This is a genomic window from Bacillus fonticola, from assembly GCF_012955605.1.
In the GTDB taxonomy this organism is placed as follows: domain Bacteria; phylum Bacillota; class Bacilli; order Bacillales; family JC228; genus Bacillus_CG; species Bacillus_CG fonticola.
This window is the reverse complement of the sequence record NZ_CP052135.1, coordinates 688,631-706,655: the sequence shown is the minus strand read 5'-3', so window position 1 is coordinate 706,655 and position 18,025 is coordinate 688,631. Positions and strand designations below refer to the sequence as shown.

Below are 18,025 nucleotides of genomic sequence, written 5' to 3'. Positions count from 1 at the left end.
ACGAGCCCTCGTCTTTTTTGATCCTGTATGGAATTAAATTTCACAAATAATTATTATAATATTGACGTTTAATTCCACCGTGTTACACTACAAGTAAAATGAGAGCGTTTTAAAAGAGGTGTTCACATGATAGATCATTTAACAACTGAGAAACGAAATAGCAAAACAACTTTACTAGACCAACTTCCTATTTTGGAAGCCCTTCGTGTCATGAATACCGAAGACAAGACAGTACCTGTCGCGATTGAAAAGGAGCTTCCTTTGATTGTAAAAGTGGTTGAAGCCGTAAGAGAGACTTTCCAGAACGGCAACCGACTCTTCTACATTGGTGCAGGCACGAGTGGTCGACTCGGTGTTCTCGATGCGGTGGAGTGCCCCCCTACTTTCGGTGCTTCCTACGAGCAAGTGCAAGGAATTATCGCAGGTGGGGCTGAGGCGTATGTGAAAGCAGAAGAGGGTGCCGAGGATTCTGAGGAAGCCGCAGCGCTAGATTTGCAAAATCATGGTGTTCGTAAAGGAGATGTCGTTATCGCACTTGCTGCAAGTGGTCGCACACCATATGCAATCGGCGCCCTAAAGAAAGCGAAGGAGCTCGGTGCAGTGACGGCGAGCGTATCGTGCAACAAAAAGGCATCGATGAGCACATATGCCGATTATCCGATTGAAGTGGAAACGGGTCCAGAGGTGTTGACAGGTTCCACTCGCCTCAAAGCCGGCACCGCCCAAAAGCTTGTGCTCAACATGATCTCCACTCTTTCTATGGTCGGAATTGGAAAAGTGTATGAGAATTTGATGGTTGATATGAAGTCAACGAACGAGAAGCTCCAGCAAAGAAGCCTCAATATTATCCAAGATGCAACTGGAGTAACCGAAGAAGTGGCTCAGGAGTATTTCGAGGCTTCGGAACGACATGTAAAAACAGCGATTGTCATGATTTTGTCTACATGCTCCTTACAGGAAGCAAAAAATAGATTGCTAGAATCAAAGGGGTTTGTAAGAGGGGCATTACAAAGCAACTAACAGGGAGCAAACTTCGCCGTGAACGCTGGTGCGGATAGAGAAAACACTTTGATCATGACTTTACTTGCCATTGGTGGGGCATTATTTGCTTCATTGGGGATTTTAGTTGGTATGAATCTAGCAAGAATTCGGTGGTACTCCGCTTTGCAAACTTCTTTTCTTACGAGGTTAGATGCGTATACCGATACGGAAAGAAATGTAGGCAGCATTACCGTTGATCAAGTACCATATGGACGCTACGCCGGTAGATTGCAAATCACATTAGAAGCCCTCACTGCCCATCCCGACGTAGCGGTTATTGGATATGTTCATCCAGAGGACCTTCCATTATTGAGGATGGTTGGGCGTGGGGGGCAATTCCGGTTTGTATAATACGACGGGTACCAAGCACCTATCGATTTATCGGGCTCTAAGTTGGGTATTATTTGACCAAGTCTGAGCATCCCCCTACTGAGTCTGCGTATTTCTTCCTGAGTCTGAGCATTCTCCGCTGAGTCTGCGTATTTCTTCCTGAGTCTGAGCATTCTCCGCTGAGTCTGCGTATTTCTTCCTGAGTCTGCGTATTTCTTCCTAAGTCTGCGCATTTCTCACTGAGTCTGCGTATTTCTTCCTGAGTCTGAGCATCCCCTGCTGAGTCTGCGTATTTCGTCCTAAGTCTGCGCATTCTCCTCTGAGTCTGCGTATCTCGTCCTGAGTCTGAGCATCCCCCTACTGAGTCTACGTATCTCGTCCTAAGTCTGAGCATCCCCTACTGAGTCTGCGTATCTCATTCTAAGTCTGCGCATCCCCCTACTGAGTCTGCGTATTTCTTCCTGAGTCTGAGCATTCTCCGCATCCCTCCCTGAGTCTCTGTCCTTTCCACTAAAAAAGCACACCCATAAAATGGTGTGCTTTTCCCCATCTCTTTCCTACCCCTCGGCCAACTCCAACAACACATTCCGTAACACAACAACACCCCGCACACAGTCAGGTAAACTGGTCCATTCTTCCGGGGAGTGACTTTTGCCGCGGTGGCTTGGGACGAAAATCATGCCGACTGGGACGTGGCGGCCGATGTTCATGGCGTCGTGTCCCGCTCCGCTGACGATTGGCATACTTTTAGTACCTGCCGTCTCTGCCGCGTTTCGGATCAGGGTTTGCATCTCCTCGTGAATTGGTACTGGTGGGATGCGGATGGCGGTTTCGATGTTCACGGTAAGTCCGCGTTTCGTGGCGATCGCCTTTGCTCTATCCATCAGTTCTTCCACCATTTTATCGCGGTTTCCTTCGTGAATATCACGCGCATCTAGCGTGAGTTCTACCTTCCCAGCAATCACGTTCGATCCACAGGGGTGAACGATCATTCGACCCACAGTTGCCACGGCTGTTTCACTGATCGTTGGTGCTACCTCTTCGGCGGCAAGGACAAATTCGCTGGCAGCCGCGTTCGCATCTTTGCGGTTAGTCATTGGGGTATTCCCTGCGTGGTCAGTTTCTCCAATAAACGTGAAATTTGTAAACGAAGGTCCAGCTATTCCGTTTACGACACCGATCGGGACGCCAGCTTCCTCTAATTGTTTCCCTTGTTCAATGTGCAGCTCTATGAAGGCATGAATGTCGGCTGCGTTTCGTTTCGCTTCACCGATTTTTTTGTAGTCATAGCCTTGTTCCGCCATCGCGTCGACAAGTTCAATTCCTTTGTCGTCTGAAAAAGCGAGGAGCTGTTCCGGCGTCACGTCCCCCATGACAACGCGGCTTCCGTACAAGCCGTTTTGAAAGCGGGATCCTTCTTCGTCCATGAACACGACGATATCAATTGAACGATTCGGACGAATGCCAGCCTCCTTCAACGCCTTCACAGCTAGCAAACTACTGACACAACCGAGCGGCCCGTCAAAAGCGCCTCCATTCGGCACTGAATCTAAGTGGGAACCTGTGAGCACAACGGCTGCATCCGGATCTGTCCCTTCATATCTCCCGAACAAATTTCCAGCAGCATCTTCCCACGTGGGCAATCCAATTTGCTCCATATGCGAACGGAAAATTGCTTTCGCCTCTCTGTCTTCTGCAGAGTACGGTGGACGTGTAAAGCCTCCCTCAGCCGTGCGACCAACAGCTGCGATGGCGTCTAGCAACTCCAGCACATCTTCTTCCTTTATATATGGATCTACCGGGTTCTTTCCTAGCTCTGCTTCCAGTCTTTCTCTGCTATACACATGACTCACTCGGCTCACTCTCCTCTTTCTTTTCGTAAGTTTTGCAGTTTAGTATACTAAAGATGGCGAAAATTTCAACAGGAGGGTACACGATGACGATTTCTTTACGCGAGTACATCAAAGAAGACGACACGCTGCTCATGAGCTGGATCAACTCGGCTCGCCTCACCGCGCAATGGGCAGGTACAAAGCTCACATATCCATTAACAAAAGAACAGTTGGACAAGTATCGAGGTGAAGCGGCGCAGCGAAACTTTACTGCCTACGATCCACAAACTTCGGAAGCCATCGGACACATCTCGCTCGGACAACTCGGTCCACTCCAACACTCAGCTCGGATTGGCAAAGTGTTTATTTCCCCTGAACACCGAGGAAAAGGGTATGCTACAAAAATGGTGCACAAAGCCTGTCAAATCGCATTTGAAGAAATGAATCTACATAGAGTGTCGCTAGGAGTTTGGGACTTCAATATGTCGGCCATTCGCGTGTACGAAAAAATCGGTTTTAAACGGGAAGGACTTCTCCGCGAAAACATGCCATTTGAAGGCGAAATGTGGTCGCTTGTGGAGATGGGGTTACTGCGGCGGGAGTGGGTTGAAAACCAGTAATATGTGAAAGCGCACCGAGGGATTTTGTCCTGAGTGCGCTTTTATTATATTTTTCGACAAATTCCGGGGCGTACCTGTTCCTGGAATTTTTTCGACAAAAGGCGGGGCGTACCTGTTCCCGATAATTGCATACGATACAGTGTAGCATATGGAAAATTTTAAAATATTTGGGGGGCGGTTGTGTGAAGGTGTTGCTTTTTTGTGATCCGGGCATTGATGACGCGTTTGCCATTATGTATGCGCTGCTGCATGAAAAAATTGAAGTTGTAGGGATTGTGACGAGTTATGGGAATGTTAGTAAGCAGAAAACAATTGATAACGCCCACTTTTTAACCCATCTCGCTGGCAAACAATCTATCCCTATTATTGAAGGGGCAGTTGGACCTTTGTCTGCTGATTTCAAAGTGTTTTATCCGGAAATTCATGGAGAATACGGGATTGGGCAAGTTATTTCGCCGTCGTATCCAGGAGTTGAAAAAGGTTTCGGTACCCTATTTGACATTATTGACAAATGTGGAAGTGATCCTGATTTTGTTATTGTAGATGTGGGCCGTTCAACATCATTGGCATCTGCCTTTATTTTATCCGAGAAGACAATGGAAAAAGTCCAACATATCGTACTTATGGGCGGTGCGTTTCACGTGCCAGGAAACGTAACCTCTGTTGCTGAGGCAAATTGGCACGGAGATCCGATTGCCACGAACATCGTTTTGCAAAAAAGCAAGAAAGTGACTATTTTTCCACTAAACGTTACGGTAAATGCTGTGTGGCCAAAAGTGTTTCGCAAAACATTATATGCAAAAAGTGAAAATTCGTTTAGGCAGTTGTACCGTCCCATGCTGGAATATTACGCAAAAGCGTATAAAGAATTGAAACCTTCATTGGATGGGCCTCCCCTTCATGATCTGCTGGTCATTTATGGGATTGTTCATATGAATCGGCTGACGACCATGCAAAAAAAGGTATCTGTAGAAACAAATGGCTCATTTCGCGGGATGAGTGTTGCCGATTTTCGACAAATATATCGGGATGAGGAAAGTCACCATCATATCGTTGTATCGTTCCCGTATGACCATTACATGCAGGAAACCATGCGCGTGCTGATATCTCCGCAACCTACCTAATCCGCGGCGGTCAAGGGCAGATATCCGCGGTCAGAGGCAGATATCCGCGGTCAGGAGAATATATCCGCGGTCAGGAGAATATATCCGCGATCAGGGGCAGATATCCGCGGTCAAGGGCAGATATCCGCGATCAGGGGCAGATATCCGCGGTCAAGGGCAGATATCCGCGATCAGGGGCAGATATCCGCGGTCAGGAGAATATATCCGCGGTCAAGGGCAGATATCCGCGATCAGGAGAATATATCCGCGGTCAAGGGCAGATATCCGCGATCAGAGGCAGTTATCCGCGGCTAGGGGCAGATATCCGCGATCAGGAGAATATATCCGCGGTCAAGGGCAGATATCCGCGGTCAGGGGCAGTTATCCGCGGTCAGGAGCAGATATCCGCGATCAGGGGCAGTTATCCGCGGTCAGGAGCAGATATCCGCAGTCAGAGGCAGATATCCGCGATCAGGAGAATATATCCGCGATCAGGGGCAGATATCCGCGGTCAAGGGCAGATATCCGCGGTCAGGAGAATATATCCGCGATCAAGGGCAGATATCCGCGGTCAGAGGCAGATATCCGCGGTCAGGAGCAGATATCCGCGGTCAAGGGCAGATATCCGCGGTCAGGGGCAGATGTTTTAGCCGAACCTACTCTGAATTTCGATAAAACAAAAGGGGGTGACCACGTCAGGAGTCATCCCCTTTCCCATGTATTAATAGTTGTCCCCAAGCCACATGCCAATTTCATAAAACCCATATCCTGCTCCAATGAGACATGCGAGATAAATCACACCAGCGATGTAAAAGGGTACTTTCTCCATGCGCTGCACAAGGGTATTCATCATAAGAACATCACCTTACTTTGTAAAAATTTCGTCTTCAAGTCACTATAAACTTCTTGTGTATTATAGCGCATTTTTTGATCTTTTGTTAGGTTTTTTCCGAAATTCCTTCCTAAGTCATCTGCCAAAGTCCACTCTTATTATGAGGATTTTCCCCAGACTTTTAAACAACATCTTATAGGACAACCACACCAAGTTGACCAAAAGGGTTATGGCTTTCTTTTCATGTAAACACATGTTACGATGTCAAACATGTGTTTTAAATGTTCGTCACAGTTTGGACACATCACACTAAGGAAAAAAAGGGAGGCTCACAATTGAAATCACCTCGTACTGATTGGCCTGTTGTCTTCATTAGCGGAGGGGTATTGATCTTATTTGTTATTTTATCTTGGATCAATATGGATTTTCTCGAGAGGTTTGTAAATGATTCGTTCGCTTGGTCTGCCAATTATTTTGGTGCCTTTTGGCAATTATTGGTTCTTGCGTTTTTTGCGGTAACAATTGTTATGGCGTGTTCGCGGTTAGGAAGAGTAAAGCTCGGAATGTTAGATAAACCAGAAACGGGCTACTTTAAATGGATTTCTATGATTATGTGTACTTTACTCGCGAGTGGCGGCGTGTTTTGGGCTGCTGCTGAACCGATGTTTCACTACATGGAACAACCACCGATGCTTCCAGAAGCTGAAGCCGGGTCGCCGTTTAACGTCTATAATGCGCTAGCACAGTCGTTTCTTGATTGGGGATTTCTTGCTTGGACCATTCTCGGTACATTAAGCACTGTCGTTGTCATGTATGGGCATTATCATAAAGGGATGCCACTAAAGCCACGAACATTATTTTATCCGATGTTTGGCAAGAAGATCATGGAGAAAAACAATGTATTTGGTATTTTGGTGGATGCCTTTTCGATCATTGCCGTGGCAGCAGGTACAATTGGCCCAATCGGGTTACTTGGCTTGCAGGCAGCTTACGGATTCGAATCTTTATTCGGAGTTCCGAATGAGTATTGGACACAAGCACTCATCATTTTTGGGCTTGTAGCGATTTCTGCTATTTCAGCTGCAACTGGAATTTATAAAGGAATACAGCTTCTGAGCGTATTAAACATTGTTGGGACGTTAGTACTCGTCGTTCTCATGCTTGTTCTGGGACCAGCAGGCTTCATTATCGACTCCTTCCTTGGCGGATACGGAGTATATCTTCGCGAATTCTTCAATCTCAGCTTGTACAGAGGGGACAAAGCGTGGCTCTCGCTTTGGACTGTTTTCTTCTGGGGTTGGTTCCTCGGCTATGCACCGATGATGGCGATCTTTATTGGTCGTATATCCCGCGGGAGAACCATTCGCCAATTATTTGTGGCCGTTGCCATAATCGCTCCGCTCGTTTCAAATTTTTGGTTTACGATTGTCGGCGGAAGTGGAATCTTTTATGAACAGCAAAATGAGGGCTCTGTTACGGGGGCACTACTCGAAGGCGGGATGCCCGCAGCGATGATTTCCATCGTTGAACAAGTGCCGTTTGGAACCGTACTGGCCTTTGCTTTCTTACTCGTGACGATTTTATTCGTGGCAACGACTGTTGATTCAATGTCATACACAATCGCAGCATCTGTCACTGGGTTGAGTGATCCCCCGAAATTCATGCGGATTTTTTGGGCACTCACCATGGGTGCGGTGGCAGTTGTACTGCTCAACCTTGGAGAAAACAGCGTCAATTCGATTCAATCGTTCATTGTCGTTACTGCGGTACCTGTATCGCTCATCTTATTGCCATCCTTATGGCTTGCTCCTCAAGTCGCTAAGAAAATGGCAAAGGAACAAGGAATTCAGTGAAATACTAAAGGGAATGACCTTGGACGGGTCATTCCCTTTTCTAGTGATCTCAGATGGTTTTTTAGCACCCTTTGTACAATTACCTTTGTTCCACCAGTCTCCAAACAACGTGGAGCAAGATCATCGCATGCAGCAAATATAACGTCATACGCATGCGCTGAAACTGCGCCCAAAATACAGTTCGCATGGGCAGTCGTTCATTGGAGAGACGGAAAAGACGCTCCACCTTTTTTTGAGCTGGCAAAAATAAACCGAGAAATAAGACAAACGCAAGGAGGAGAACTCCCTCTGCAAAGGAAACCGTCCCCCTCTCCCAAATCTGTACCAGTGTCGTCGCAACTAGCATACCTAATAGCCAAGAACTGACATGCTGAAGCAACCGGAAAAATTGCTTCAATTGATAGCGCTCCGCCGGTGTCCCCATCGCTTGTTGAATTTTCGTGTACCCCCATCCCCGTTCGTAAATCGCAAACAAAAACCAACCACTCACAACAAACACATTGATAAATAAAGCGACCGTTTCCAACCGCATCCCCCTCCAGAAAATCTCCCTCCTACTGTATGAACGATGGACGGAATTGAGACTGGGCATTTTCATTGCATAAATGACATTGTTCATGTTTGAGTTCAGGATTGGAGCGGAGGGCAGTCGACTCCTCGAAAATGTATATCGCAACGACTAGCTGAGAATCTTTGGAAAAGGCAACAATCTTTTAGAAAGGCTCTTTTCGTATCCTTTGTTGTTTTTACAATACAGTAATCTCATGATGCGACGTAATGAAGAAACTGCTAGAATACGCTGCGGAAATACACTTCGCTAGTTTTGACTCGCCATCTGTTCGTTGATTGGAGCAGAAGGCGGCGACTCCTGCGGGATCAGCGGGACAGGTGAGACCCCACAGGCGCTTGCGCCGAGGAGGCTCACCGCCCGCCCCGCGGAAAGCATCCGCCTGCAGCGGAAATCAACACAGCAGTATGTCGCATCATAATGCTACTGTATAATGAGATTTCATTAAAAAAGCAACAATCTTTTAGAAAACAGCCTTTAGAAAACAGCCAGCCTTACAAGAAAAACGAACGTTACCGTGTGAACGGCTTCGTTCGTTTTTGTAATGGGATCACTTTTGCATTTTGTTTAGGTTCAGATTTGATTTGTGCTTTTTCCCACTCGTGTAACGACCAGCCTGGGTAAGGAAAGGGCAGCTCCGTTAGCATATCTGTTGGTTTTGGTAGCTGCCTTGCGCGAGTCGCCCATTCTTCGACAATCTTTTTCCCTTGAGGAGTTTGCGGCTGAAGAAGATCCAGTTCAATCGGTGATTCCTCATAATGATGCAGCCGGTGACTCCACTCTTCTATATGAAAATGCAAAATCGTTTGGAATATCCCTTTCCATAAAACGGCAATTGCCACACAAATGGGAAGGAAATAAAAAACGCCTTCTTCTATCCAGTCACGAACCGGTACAGACGTTGCCAAAAGAACAATGAGCAAAAAGGCAAAGCTCGTTACGGCAAACAGCCCCCATTCGCGGCGACCAAGGAGCTTTCGAAACGGAGTACGCTGCTTGGCGAGTTCATCCTTATGGGTAGAGTGGATGCGCTCCATCTCAGAGCGGAACTGCCGAAACAATTTATAATCAAAATGAACTGATACGGATTCTTTTTCTAAGTAATACATGATGACAGGTGGACAATACTTCGTGTGCTCCCAACGTGCACATTCCAACCGTAAATGCCGATCGCGCACTGCTTTCCATGTGTGACGATTTGCCCTCATAGCTAGACGGACAAGCACTACCCCAGTGAGTACGATCATCCCCCATTCCAATAAAACACGGACAATAAAGAACAACGCGTTCCCCTGCGCCAAAAGTTCTGTTTGGAAAATAGACAAGTCGGTCACCTCTTTTCTCACACGAACAAAGTTCTACCTACTAAACTTCTTTCGACAAATGGTGCTCTATTCCTGCTTTCGGACAAAAAAGTTCGTACTTTGTGTCGCTTATTGTATACAGTGGGTGTTTACGGTTCACTTATTGTAGATCGCGAACCGGCTTTGCACATGGATTTCCCAGTAAATGAAATGGGTTTTCCTTGTTTATTCGATCATAAAACAAGATACCTTGTAAATGGTCAATCTCATGCTGGAGTACGATTGAAGTAAACCCTTCAAAAGTGCCCCGAAAAGCTTTCCCTGATTGTATGCTTGCCTCAACTTCTATTGTAGCCGATCTGGGCACAAGTCCATAGACCGGTCGATTGACGCTTAAGCAGCCTTCCCCACTAGCGAGATAGATGAGCTCCTCAGATTGCTTGACGATCTTAGGATTCGCAAGTTGGAGATCTACCTGATTTCCTTCTTCATCTGACGTATAGATTGTAAGCAGCTGGACGCTCTTTCCTAACTGCGGAGCCGCCAATCCAACTCCACGACGTAATTCATATCGCTTACACAAAGTGGTATCTTGACTGTTTAGTAAAAAAGTGCGCATTTCTTGAAGTAACTCTCGATGTTCCTTTGCAAAAGGTACTGAGATTTCACGCGCAACTTTTCGCAATGCCGGATCGTTCTCCCTTACAAAGTCATCCATAGTGATCAACGGAATGCCTCCTTAATCGTAAATGTCGATGCTATTCTGTTGTTTTCACTATATGTTCTCGGTCAATTACACATACGACCCAGAGCGGATTTTCCCAAATTCGGCGATTATTCGTCGCGCACTCGTTTTCGATGTAGGCTTGAATTTTCCTGTTCGAGCCTGGCACGCGTGCTAGTCTTGATTTAGCTCGATAGGTATGGATCCTGGCCAATGAATCTAGTTTCGAAACTTGTACATTTTACATTTAACCGCGTAACAGCTTTTCCAATTCCCTTCGCTCCACCGCGATGTTTCGTGCTTTCTGCTCTGCTTTTGCTCGTTGCACTTCGATGGCAAGTTCCTTTTGGTGATCTTCATACCAATCCGGAATCATTTCTTTGCGGATTGTGCGTTTAGTTTTGTGATTTGGTTCGAGCTGTTCAACTGTAGAAATTCCTTGCTTCTTCCAGTTGCGCAAAATACCTTGGGCGTACCCCCATGACGCCACACCTTTTTCCCGAGTGAGGGTCAGTGCATGTAACACGAGGTCTTCGTTCAGTTCGTTTATCCAATTACAAATGGCTTCACGAACATGACCTTCTCCCTTTCCAAATCCATTTTGTTCAAAAAAAAGAAGTGCTTTGTTATGTAAAGGCTTTTTTGTTTGTAAAGAATTGGGTTTATAAAGATCTAAAGAACTTAAAGTACTTAAAGAGCTTTTTATAGGTGTGTCTTTTTTGGACAGATTCCCTTTGTGAGTTGTTTGAATCACTTCGCTCGTTTCCACTTGGGTCGTCACCGATTCGTTTTGAACTGGCAAACAGTCACTTTGACCACATGTTTGATCAAGCTGCTCTTTAAGCATATCCGTCTTATCAAAATCAATCGTGTACCATTTTGTGTGGACCGTCTTGGGGTTATTAAAGCGCTCCGTCAGCACGTAGCCAAGCTTTTCAAGTTTTCTAAATATCCGTCGCACTGTCGAAATAGTCCAAAACGGGAAATGCTGCTGCCATTGCTCATACGTTTTATACACCCACCTGCGCCCCTCAAATTCAGCCTGACTCGCTACCACCTGGGCATAAAGCTCCTGTAACAAAAGTGACTCGTTCAGTCCAATTTCCATGGCCAAGCTATCATTTACTACTCTAGCATTCAAAAGTGACTCCTCCTTTGATCCTGTCTACCCTGTATATAGAGAGAAAGCATCAAAAGAGACACCTTGAAATTCAAAATAGTCTGCTGAACGACATTATTTTTTGCTAGCCCGTTCTACAACTGAATCCAACACAGATTCCAACGTCAGCATCCGCCTTTTCAAAAGCGACCGGGGGATATCTGCCCCTGATCGCGGATATATTCTCCTGACCGCGGATATCCGCCTCTGATCGCGGATATATTCTCCTGATCGCGGATATATCCTCCTGATCGCGGATATATTCCCCTGACCGCGGATATATTCCTCTGATCGCGGATATCTGCCTCTGACCGCGGATATCTGCCTCTGATCGCGGATATATTCCCCTGACCGCGGATATATTCCCCTGATCGCGGATATATCCTCCTGATCGCGGATATATCCTCCTGATCGCGGATATATCCTCCTGATCGCGGATATATCCTCCTGATCGCGGATATATCCTCCTGATCGCGGATATATCCTCCTGATCGCGGATATCCGCCTTTGACCGCGGATATCTGCCCCTGATCGCGGATATATTCTCCTGATCGCGGATATATTCTCCTGACCGCGGATATATTCCCCTGATCGCGGATATCCGCCTTTGACCGCGGATATCTGCCCCTGACCGCGGATATATTCTCCTGATCGCGGATATATTCTCCTGATCGCGGATATCTGCCTCTGATCGCGGATATCTGCCCCTGATCGCGGATATCCGCCCCTGACCGCGGATATCCGCCTCTGACCGCGGATATATTCTCCTGATCGCGGATATCCGCCCCTGACCGCGGATATCTGCCCCTGATCGCGGATATCCGCCTCTGATCGCGGATATATTCGTCTGATCGTCCGTAACAGCCTAGAGTTCATTTGAAATTACAAATGAGTATAGCGCTCTATTCAAAAAAGTGAAACAATGTAATTATCATTGATACATATCAAGGAGGAACGACATGCCTACCATTCGCCGTATCAAACCAGAACAGTATGACATCACAAACGCGCTTTCTGAATATGCTTTTCAATACAAATTGGACGAAGCAACGAAGCAAAAACGATTTGAACTGTGGCACGAGCAAGATATATGGGGAGATTTTGAAGGAAATACGATGATCTCAAAGCTTCACGTCTACCCCCTTCAGCTATGGATTAACGGAGAATCATACGAGATGGGTGGCGTGGCTGCTGTTGCCACATGGCCTGAGCACCGGCGTAAGCAAAGCGTGTCTCGATTACTCACACACTCCCTTGCCTACATGATGGAAAAAGGCCAAACGATTAGCTTATTGCATCCGTTCAAAGTGAGCTTTTACAGAAAATTTGGATGGGAGCTATTTGTCGATCAAAAGTGGTACACATTGTCGCTCGAGAATTTGCACCCCATGCAACCTGCAAATGGGACGATCGCTCGTTTTCCTCACAAAGAGGCCATTTACTCGATGCAACACATTTATCGGCAATTCGCTACACGATATAACGGCACTCTAAACCGATCCGACAAATGGTTAGAGCGTCAATTCGTCAAAGAGGGTACATATACGGCCGTTTATACAAATCATCATGGTGACCAAACCGGGTATCTCGTTGCACGTGTACGGGACGAAAAGATGACCGTGACGGAATGGGTGGCACTAGATCAGGATGCACGCAGAGGGTTGTGGAATTTTATTTGCCAGCATGACTCGATGGTGAAGGAAGTCGAAATGGTCATGACAGCGGATGATACGCTTGCTTTTGAAATAACCAACCCCATTTTCACTCAAAAAACAGTTCCTTATTTCATGGCGCGAATCGTTGACGTGGAAGCGTTCTTCTCAAAATATATCGCGCAAACAAGTGAAAGTGCACCCGTTACTTTGACAGTAGAAGACCCTTACGCCCCATGGAATGAAGGAAACTGGCGCATAGAAGGAACGTCGATTGTGAAGGTGCCGTCTGGAGAAACGAGTGAGCTTGAGGTCGACATCCAAACACTCTCCGCACTCGCTCTTGGCTACATCACAGCGGAACAAGCACACGACCAAGGACGCTTACGTGGAGAACGGCTTGCCTGTCAAAAATTCGCACGCTATTTAACGACTAGACAGACTGCGTTTCTGGATTACTTTTGATGGTGCCACCACCTGGATTTTCTTGTTTCACAATGACGGAACCAGTGTCCGTAAGTATTGGAAACACTGTAGGGAGCAAAAACTCGATCAACAAAAAATCCTGCCTGTGATCTGGCTCAGACAGGATTTTTGTGTTGATGGGATTTACAGATTCTCTTGCTTTAGTGCATCAATAATATTCTCTTTTTTCACTTTCGCACTCGAATAGAGCATGGCAGCTCCTACGATCATAAAGACAGCAGCTACAGCATATCCCATACTCATCACAGGGAGCGTAAACTCATAAGAAAAGGTTCCGCTCAATGCTCTATGAGTCAAATACATGACACCAATACTGATGGGGAGCCCATAAAGCAACGATCTCACTCCATAAAAGATACTTTCGTAGTTAATCATTTTATTAAAGCCCTTTGGTGTCATGCCGACAGACTTCAGCATGGCAAATTCCCGTTTCCGCAGTGAAATACTGGTCGAAATCGTATTGAAGATGTTGGCAATTGAAATGGCTGTAATTAACACGATAAATCCGTACGTAAAAACGGACATTAGCAAAATCATTTGCTGTTCTTGTTGCTTTACTTGATATACATTGTACACATTCAATTGGTTTTCCCCAATAGTGATCACCATGTCCTGTATTTCTTGCTGGGTCGAGATCGGGTCTGTACTATTAAAGAAGATACTAGATTCGATACCGTGGGTTGGCTTATTGCCGATGATTTGGTCTAGTGCTTGTTGAGATACAATGATATTTAACCTACCAATTCCTGATGGCGTAATTCCCATAGGCAATTGATCCGTCAGCGCGGCAATTTCCACGGATCCTAAAAACTGCTCTTCCTCTGTCTCCCAGTCGATAGAGTTCATCTCAAGACTCTCACCGGTTTCCGTTTCGATCACTTTTGCTTCTACAAACTTCTTAGCCTCTACATCTTTAAGGGTAGTTGTGTCAACCACGATAGCTTTTAAATCATCTAGATTGTTAAGCTGATCGAAACTTGCCCCAACCTTTTCTGCATAAGCTTGTAAATTATCGTCATCCAGAGCATGTATGGAAATGGATATTCGATATTTATCGTCCTCTAGCATACTCTCATCAACTTCAACCATTTCTCTCAATTCACCCGTTAGTAATTCTTTACTCACCCATGAGGTCGCATTATGGAAACTAGTCACGGCATTAGACTGCGTCACATCGTCCAAGGAATTTATCAAGTTCGCAAGTTGATTGGTTCCGGCAATACTTCCTCCGGTATAAACAGATGCTGAAATATCGTAGTTCACACCGTCTTGGGAAAGCTCGAGCGATTTTTTTAGACTGTCTGTAAAGAAGGATACAGAGAGAAACAGAACGATACTAATGACAAGTGAAAACACCGTTGCTTGATATTTTCGTTTGTTTCGTTTTAAGTTCTTCAAGCCAATTTCTGCTTCCATTCCAAACAATTTACGAACGAGTTTAGACGTTTTTACTGTTCTTTCCGTAAGTTTCACGTCTGCCGTCTGTCTAATCGCATCAATAGCAGATATTTTAGAAGCCCTTTTGGCAGGCAAATAAGCCGAAATAAAGATTGTCAACAGGGAAACAGCACTAGCAACGAAAATTGAAAACGGGGAAACCGATACTGTTAAGCCTTCCGTAATCCCTAGGGCACCTTTTATAGTCGAGTTGATAAAGAAAAAGGTAATTCCAATTCCGATAAGTCCACTAACCATCCCAATTGGAATGCTTATCAAACCAATCACAAGTCCCTCAAACAGTACTGAATGTTTCTTCTGTCTTCTCGTGGCCCCTACACTTGCTAGCATCCCTAGATGACGTGAACGCTCCGATACCGAGATTGCAAAAGCGTTGTAAATTAACGAAATCGAGCCGACCATAATAACACCCATGATAACTGCCAATAAGGAAAAAAGCGTCGTACGAAATCCACCATCTTCAATTACGCCATAATAACGCAGTAATTCATCGTGAAAGCTAAACTTTTCTATTTGCTGTTCGGCTGCAAACCTTTCTGCGTGGGTGAACAAAGTACTTTTGACATCTTCCAATACAACAGAAGCTTGAACCTGTTCTCCTATACCTAGCATGCTTTCATCCACATAAGACAGAATTGTATATCCTGGCGCCCAAGTTGGTTCCCATGTTGGGCGTTTGATGAGTCCTACCACTGTGTAGTTTTTCGTTTCTAAGTTTGTTAAGGTCTCAATCATCTCTCCCTTTTCATTTTGATATAATGGATAGTTCTGTCCGAACGGTTCTTCAGGTTCTTCGTTTGTCGTAGTGCGGTCTCCTACCTCTAGCGTTAACGTCTCACCGATAGCCAAGTCCACTTTTGCATTCGTCAAAATGGCCTCTGAAATTACGACTTCATCTGTTGCTTGGGGGAGACGCCCCTCACTCAATTTAATCGGAAACTTCTCAAAGCCTTCCGCATTATACTCTTTTATAAACAAATACGGCTTATTACGATTTTGCCCACCTTCTAATGTTGCATAGCCTACATCCCTTGAAAGAATGACTGATTTCGTGGCCTCATCATTTTGAATGGCCGTTAACTGGTCTTTGTTCACATCTTCATAAAGAACGTGCCATTCTCCTGAATTTGCAATCGTCTGCCTTTTCATTAAATCCATAAACGAAACGCCCAACGTTACTACAGCCGTCACCATTGCCACCGAAATAATCACGCCTATGATGGTAATTAGCGTCCGTCTTTTATTTTGCTTCAAGCTTCGTACCGTTAACTTGTTCACGATGTTCATGGACGAACCACCTCGTCTTTAGCAATTCGTCCGTCTTCGATTGAAATAACTCTGTCCGCTTGCAAAGCAATGTGTTCATCATGCGTAATAACAATTAACGTTTGATTGTACGTTTTATTGAACATTCTGAGTAGGTCAATGATTTCACTACTGTTCTTGCTATCTAGATTACCAGTCGGTTCATCAGCCAGCATGATCGCCGGATTACTGATCAGCGCTCTTCCAATAGACACCCTTTGCTGTTGTCCGCCGGAAAGCTGGTTAGGTAGGTGGTGTAAACGACTTTGTAAGCCTAATATCTTTACAATGTCTTCGAACTGCTTCTTGTCCACCTTGTGCTCATCTAGTAATACTGGAAGCGTAATGTTTTCTTCAACTGTTAGCACCGGAATCAGATTGTAGAACTGATAGATTAAGCCGATTTGTCTTCTTCTAAAAATCGCCAGCTGAGTTTCATTGAGCTGATAAATATTTGTGTTATCAACTAGAACCCTTCCACTAGTAGGTCTGTCTACACCACCAAGCATGTGCAAGAGGGTTGACTTTCCTGACCCAGAAGGACCAATAATGGCGACAAATTCACCTTTATTTACCGAGAAAGACACATCATCAAGTGCTTTCACTGCCATTTCGCCTTTTCCGTATACTTTAGACAGATTTTCTATTTTTAGGATTTCCATTAGTAAACCTCCATACTGTTCATGATGGATTCAGTATATCTGTCTAAAATGACTCTCAAGTGACTGCTTAGTGACAATCTAGTCACCTAACCTACTAAATCACTTGCTTGAAAAACTTAATACGAAACTGTGTGCCTTGATCCTTTTCACTTTTTACCTCTATGTCACCATGTTGACTTGTCACAATACTATAAGCCATCGCAAGCCCAATGCCGATGCTATCCTCGCTTGCATTTTTCCCTTTATAAAATCGTTTAAAGATATGGGGAACATCTTCCTTTGCAATTCCTTTTCCGTTATCAGCGATTATAATTTCCGTAAACAAAGCGTTTTCTTCAAAGGAAATGGTGATGGACCCACCATCATCCGTATGCTCGACACAGTTCTTCAAAATATTGATGAGCGCTTCAGCAGTCCAATTTAGATCGCCAGTAAAACTAGTAGTATCTTTTCCTTCTATAGAAAGGGTTTGCTCTTTAATGTCAATTGGAATTAAAACAGGCTCTACCGCCTTCTGAATAAGGTGTTTGACCGCAACTTTTTCCGTTTTGAATTGAACGGTTCCTGCATCTATTTTTGATAGCTTTAATAAGGAAGAGACTAGCCACTCTATACGCTCAAGTTGGATTTGAATATTATGAGTGAATTCCGTCCTTTTTACTTCGTCTACTCCTGCATCACTTAGTAAATCAGCCATCACCATCATTGAGGTAAGCGGCGTTTTTAGCTGATGGGAAATGTCAGATATAGCATCTGTGAGCTGGATTTTATCCTTCTTCAATAGGGTACCCTGCTCTGATAGCATAAGTGTCACCTTGTAAATATCATTTTTTAAAATGCTCAGCTCGCCTTCCGTATTGTCGCGAACATCAAGCGTGTAGTCACCGGACGAGATTTGACGCAAATAACCAGAAAGCCTCTCGATCTCTCGGTATCTCCAGCGAGTAAATAAGATGGTTGTGCCAATCAAAAATATAGAAGTTGTTAAGACGAAAAGTGCAGTAACGCTTGAATACAGTACGCTCACCATCGTCCCTGCCAGGCAGATAACCACCATAACTCCCAATAACAGACGTATCTCTCTATTTCGCAGCAT

At 45.2% G+C, this 18,025-nt stretch carries 16 protein-coding genes; 6 read left to right on the top strand and 10 right to left on the bottom strand.

The annotated features are described in order from the left end of the window. The first annotated feature begins 126 nt into the window (after positions 1 to 126). Entirely contained in the window at positions 127 to 1,020 is an 894-nt protein-coding gene (murQ, locus tag HHK01_RS03395; RefSeq protein WP_170006431.1) for an N-acetylmuramic acid 6-phosphate etherase, read from the top strand. Positions 1,021 to 1,038: 18 nt separating this feature from the next. Next, positions 1,039 to 1,392 (top strand): phospho-sugar glycosidase domain-containing protein, encoded by a 354-nt coding sequence (locus tag HHK01_RS03390; protein WP_170006430.1) that lies wholly within the window; start codon positions 1,039 to 1,041, stop codon positions 1,390 to 1,392. 536 nt (positions 1,393 to 1,928) lie between these two features. On the opposite strand, the gene HHK01_RS03385 is transcribed toward HHK01_RS03390, so the two are convergent. After that, complete coding sequence (locus tag HHK01_RS03385; RefSeq protein WP_170006429.1) at positions 1,929 to 3,224, bottom strand: Zn-dependent hydrolase; 1,296 nt, start codon at positions 3,222 to 3,224, stop codon at positions 1,929 to 1,931. Positions 3,225 to 3,307: 83 nt separating this feature from the next. Between HHK01_RS03385 and HHK01_RS03380 the strand changes: the two genes are divergently transcribed. Together HHK01_RS03380 and HHK01_RS03375 are read left to right on the top strand one after the other, a co-directional pair. Further along, positions 3,308 to 3,823 carry a GNAT family N-acetyltransferase gene (locus HHK01_RS03380; protein WP_170006428.1) on the top strand — a complete coding sequence of 172 codons (516 nt, stop codon included), beginning with the start codon at positions 3,308 to 3,310 and terminating at the stop codon, positions 3,821 to 3,823. Positions 3,824 to 4,005: 182 nt separating this feature from the next. Next, positions 4,006 to 4,947, top strand: a complete 942-nt coding sequence (locus HHK01_RS03375) for a nucleoside hydrolase (protein WP_170006427.1) — start codon at positions 4,006 to 4,008, stop codon at positions 4,945 to 4,947. Positions 4,948 to 5,647: 700 nt separating this feature from the next. Here the strand turns inward: HHK01_RS03375 and HHK01_RS15730 are convergent. Continuing rightward, positions 5,648 to 5,779: a hypothetical protein gene (locus HHK01_RS15730; protein WP_265575551.1), complete on the bottom strand. Its 132-nt coding sequence runs from the start codon at positions 5,777 to 5,779 to the stop codon at positions 5,648 to 5,650. Between the two features lie 260 nt (positions 5,780 to 6,039). Here HHK01_RS15730 and HHK01_RS03370 point away from each other — a divergent pair, with 260 nt between their 5' ends. Beyond that, positions 6,040 to 7,611 (top strand): BCCT family transporter, encoded by a 1,572-nt coding sequence (locus HHK01_RS03370; RefSeq protein ID WP_170006426.1) that lies wholly within the window; start codon positions 6,040 to 6,042, stop codon positions 7,609 to 7,611. 79 nt (positions 7,612 to 7,690) lie between these two features. Here the strand turns inward: HHK01_RS03370 and HHK01_RS03365 are convergent, their stop codons facing one another. The 5 genes from HHK01_RS03365 to HHK01_RS03345 all read right to left on the bottom strand — a co-directional run bounded on the left by HHK01_RS03365 (position 7,691) and on the right by HHK01_RS03345 (position 12,242). Then, the gene (locus tag HHK01_RS03365) at positions 7,691 to 8,137 is read right to left on the bottom strand and encodes a hypothetical protein (RefSeq protein ID WP_170006425.1); all 447 of its coding nucleotides are present in this window, start codon (positions 8,135 to 8,137) and stop codon (positions 7,691 to 7,693) included. Between the two features lie 554 nt (positions 8,138 to 8,691). Next, complete coding sequence (locus HHK01_RS03360) at positions 8,692 to 9,504, bottom strand: hypothetical protein (protein ID WP_170006424.1); 813 nt, start codon at positions 9,502 to 9,504, stop codon at positions 8,692 to 8,694. A 139-nt stretch (positions 9,505 to 9,643) separates the two neighbouring features. Then, entirely contained in the window at positions 9,644 to 10,201 is a 558-nt protein-coding gene (def, locus tag HHK01_RS03355; protein ID WP_322619389.1) for a peptide deformylase, read from the bottom strand. Positions 10,202 to 10,454: 253 nt separating this feature from the next. Further along, on the bottom strand, positions 10,455 to 11,348 hold the full coding sequence (locus HHK01_RS03350) for a DnaD domain-containing protein (protein ID WP_170006422.1): 894 nt from the start codon (positions 11,346 to 11,348) through the stop codon (positions 10,455 to 10,457). A gap of 93 nt (positions 11,349 to 11,441) precedes the next feature. After that, positions 11,442 to 12,242, bottom strand: a complete 801-nt coding sequence (locus HHK01_RS03345) for a hypothetical protein (RefSeq protein ID WP_170006421.1) — start codon at positions 12,240 to 12,242, stop codon at positions 11,442 to 11,444. Between the two features lie 83 nt (positions 12,243 to 12,325). On the opposite strand from HHK01_RS03345, the gene HHK01_RS03340 reads away from it, so the two are divergent. Further along, positions 12,326 to 13,483, top strand: a complete 1,158-nt coding sequence (locus HHK01_RS03340) for a GNAT family N-acetyltransferase (protein WP_170006420.1) — start codon at positions 12,326 to 12,328, stop codon at positions 13,481 to 13,483. Positions 13,484 to 13,627: 144 nt separating this feature from the next. Here HHK01_RS03340 and HHK01_RS03335 read toward each other — a convergent pair whose 3' ends face one another. The 3 genes from HHK01_RS03335 to HHK01_RS03325 all read right to left on the bottom strand — a co-directional run bounded on the left by HHK01_RS03335 (position 13,628) and on the right by HHK01_RS03325 (position 18,025). After that, positions 13,628 to 16,249 (bottom strand): ABC transporter permease, encoded by a 2,622-nt coding sequence (locus HHK01_RS03335; protein ID WP_170006419.1) that lies wholly within the window; start codon positions 16,247 to 16,249, stop codon positions 13,628 to 13,630. Continuing rightward, positions 16,246 to 16,929, bottom strand: coding sequence for an ABC transporter ATP-binding protein (locus tag HHK01_RS03330; protein ID WP_170006418.1), 684 nt, complete (start codon positions 16,927 to 16,929; stop codon positions 16,246 to 16,248). The genes HHK01_RS03335 and HHK01_RS03330 overlap by 4 nt, the downstream gene beginning before the upstream one ends. Before the next feature lie 94 nt (positions 16,930 to 17,023). Then, on the bottom strand, positions 17,024 to 18,025 hold the full coding sequence (locus HHK01_RS03325) for a sensor histidine kinase (protein WP_170006417.1): 1,002 nt from the start codon (positions 18,023 to 18,025) through the stop codon (positions 17,024 to 17,026).